Here is a 2,737-nt window from a genome sequence, read left to right on the forward strand (position 1 = left end):
GTCTCGCCCAGCCCGCGGGCGGGCTGGGCTCGCGAGCACGGCCGGTCACGATCAACGACGATGATGCGGGCGCCCGCGGGACTGAGGTTTGCGTTCTATGGCCGGGTCTCCACCGAGGACCACCAGGATCCCGCTACCTCGCGGTCCTGGCAGCTGCTGCAGGCGCAGGCCGTGACGTCCGGGCACGGGCGGGTGGTGGCGGAGTTCTTTGACGTCGGTCACAGCAGGGTGCTGCCGTGGTCGCGCCGCCCGCAAGCGGCTGCTTTGCTCGCGGCGATGGCCGACCCCGACCGGGAATTCGACGCCATCGTCATCGGCTCCAGTGAGCGCGCCTTCTACGGCAACCAGTTCGCGACAATGGCGCCACTCTTCGAGCACTACGGCGTAGCGCTGTGGGTGCCGGAGCTGGGCGGAGCCATCGAACCGGCCCTCGTCGGCCACGAGGAACTGATGATCCTCCTGGGGATTCTCTCCAAGCGGGAGATCGCCCGCGCAAGGATCCGGGTGCGCAGCGCGATGACCGTGCAGGCCCGCGACCAGGGCCGCTATCTGGGCGGGCGTCCACCGTACGGGTACCGGCTGGTGGATGCCGGCCCGCACCCGAACCGCTCCTTTGCCCGCCGCGGGGTCCGGATCCAACGTCTGGACATCGATGCGGAGTGCGGCCGGATCGTCAGGTGGATCTTCGCCCAGCGCCTGGCCCAGCACAGTGTCGCCCGCATCACCCGGGCCTTGAACGACGCCGGCGTACCCTGCCCTTCCGCGGCCGACCCTGAGCGCAATCCGCACCTCTCGGGCGAGAAGTGGAGCCTGACCTCGGTACGGGCCATCCTCGGCAATCCCCGCTATACCGGCCGGCAGGTGTGGAACCGGCAGCGCACCGACCACGAGCTGCTCGATCCGGACAACACCAGCCTGGGGCATCGCGACGTCATGCGCTGGAACGCCCCCGACGACTGGGTCATCTCCACCAAGCCCGCGCATCCGGCGCTTGGTCAGCGAGGCCGACTTCGTCGCCGTGCAGCACATTCGAGCGACGAGGGAGACGGCCCGGGGCCGGACCTATCTTCTGGCAGGACTGCTGCGCTGCGGGGTGTGCGACCGACGGATGGAATCCTGCTGGTCGAACCACCGGCCTGCCTACCGCTGCCGCCACGGCCACACCAGCGCCACCCCGCCTGACCCCGGCCGACCGTCAAACGCGTATGTGCGCGAGGACCACATCCTGCCGCACCTGCCCGCCCTGCTCGTCAGGCTTACCGCCACCGCCGCGGACGCGAAGCTCCCGCAACCAGGCAGCAGCACCCCACCCACCGAAGCCGATGCCGTCGGGCACCTCCGGGCCAAGGCGCTCACGCTGACCTTCGACCCAGCGACCAGGACACTGGCCGCCGATACCCAGCGAGCAGAAAGGATCACCATCGGCTGACCACGACCAGCAACACGCACGAGAAACCGAAGGGAGGAGAGAAACAGGCGCTGAAACAACAAGCACCCGCTCCCAGGCGGGAGCCTGAGGCGGGTGCCGGTTGCGCCTGCCCGCGAAGCGGGCACCGTGTGCGATAGGTGTGTCCGAGACCAATACCCCACGGATCACGCCGCTCAGCGACGAATTGACGTTGGCGATGCCGTAGCGGGGCATGCGAGCCCAAAGTCCAGACCCTTCAGGTCGGCTGCGTCCGCTGCGGCGACGCACTTGGCGTACCGGCTGCAGTCTGCGCTGCGGAAGACAGCGGCTCCCGACTCGCCCGCGGTGACGGGCAGCCAGTCGCCCTCGCCGCCACCCTCACCCAGCCGCACCGGCGACACGGTCTGAGGTCCGGGACGATCACTCATGGCAACAACTCTAAGCGGATGGAATGCGGTGAAGTGCGCTGCCGATCCCGCGCCCTCCGCGCTGGTCGCGGGTTCGGACGGGGAAGGGATCAGCATCCGACTTCGCCATAACCGCTTAGCTCGTGCCAGGGTGCACCAGCGCAGGCGTGATCGTGGCGAAGGCGTCGGCCAGGGTACGGCGAGTATTCCCGGGCGTTCGCTCCCATCGCTGTTCTGTGTATTCACAGGGCAAGGTCGTACCACGTCTTCCGCTGCTTGATGGCTCGCAGCTCGGACGCCGGCAAACCCGCGTGCTCATCGAAACGGCTCGCCCTCGCGGGCCGCCGTCATGAGCTTGGCGAGTCAGCACGACGGCAACGGAGTTCATAATTCGGCAGTTTGATGAGGGCGCGGGGCTGATGGATGCCCCGTCTCATGACCGCGCTCGGCCCACAGCGTGCCACCACATACTGCTCAAGATGCGAGAACGCAGCAGCTCACGGACCATGGAATGGTCGGAGCCCTCCGATGCAGCGTGCCCGGCTGAGAGCCGCCACGCAGAGCCGACGCCCTCAGGGCTTCCAGTGCGCCTGGGCGTCGCCGCGTTCGCATCATTTTCGGAGGCAGCGAAATGCCTGTGCTTTTCTTCGACATCGGGGCGACGTTGGCGGATGTACATTTCGGATCTGACGGTTCGTTGAATTTCCGCCCGCTGCCCCGTGTCATCCCCGTTCTCGATGCCTTTGCGGGGGTACGCAAAGGCATCATCTCCAACCCCGGTGCCGGCGAGGGAGCAGCCGAGCGGGCGGCAGCCGCGCTTGACGAGGCATTCCACGGTCACTTCACGGACGAACGCCTCATCCGTTGGGGACCGAAGACCAGTCGCGCGATATTCGACGACGCGGCCGCAAGCGCGGGAGGC

The 2,737-nt window shown here is 67.8% G+C and carries 2 protein-coding genes and 2 pseudogenes; 3 read left to right on the forward strand and 1 reads right to left on the reverse strand.

Annotated elements, in window-relative coordinates:
- Together AB0I10_RS40905 and AB0I10_RS40910 are read left to right on the forward strand one after the other, a co-directional pair.
- On the forward strand, positions 1-1,182 hold a 1,182-nt coding region (locus tag AB0I10_RS40905), incomplete at its 5' end, for a recombinase family protein (RefSeq protein WP_363157818.1).
- Positions 1,109-1,429, forward strand: coding sequence for a hypothetical protein (locus AB0I10_RS40910; RefSeq protein WP_363157819.1), 321 nt, complete (start codon positions 1,109-1,111; stop codon positions 1,427-1,429). The genes AB0I10_RS40905 and AB0I10_RS40910, both read left to right, overlap by 74 nt.
- 233 nt (positions 1,430-1,662) lie before the next feature.
- Here the strand turns inward: AB0I10_RS40910 and AB0I10_RS40915 are convergent.
- Positions 1,663-1,836, reverse strand: a pseudogene (locus tag AB0I10_RS40915) (APH(3'') family aminoglycoside O-phosphotransferase); the annotation flags it as partial.
- 610 nt (positions 1,837-2,446) lie between these two features.
- On the opposite strand from AB0I10_RS40915, the pseudogene AB0I10_RS40920 reads away from it, so the two are divergent.
- A pseudogene (locus tag AB0I10_RS40920) lies at positions 2,447-2,737 on the forward strand (Zn-dependent exopeptidase M28); the annotation flags it as partial.

The sequence above is a fragment of the Streptomyces sp. NPDC050636 genome (assembly GCF_040654775.1).
In the GTDB taxonomy this organism is placed as follows: Bacteria; Actinomycetota; Actinomycetes; order Streptomycetales; family Streptomycetaceae; genus Streptomyces.

Coding starts and splice junctions, on each gene's coding strand:
- AB0I10_RS40910 (WP_363157819.1), top strand. CDS start 1,109: ATGGAATCCTGCTGGTCGAACCACCGGCCTGCCTACCGCTGCCGCCAC.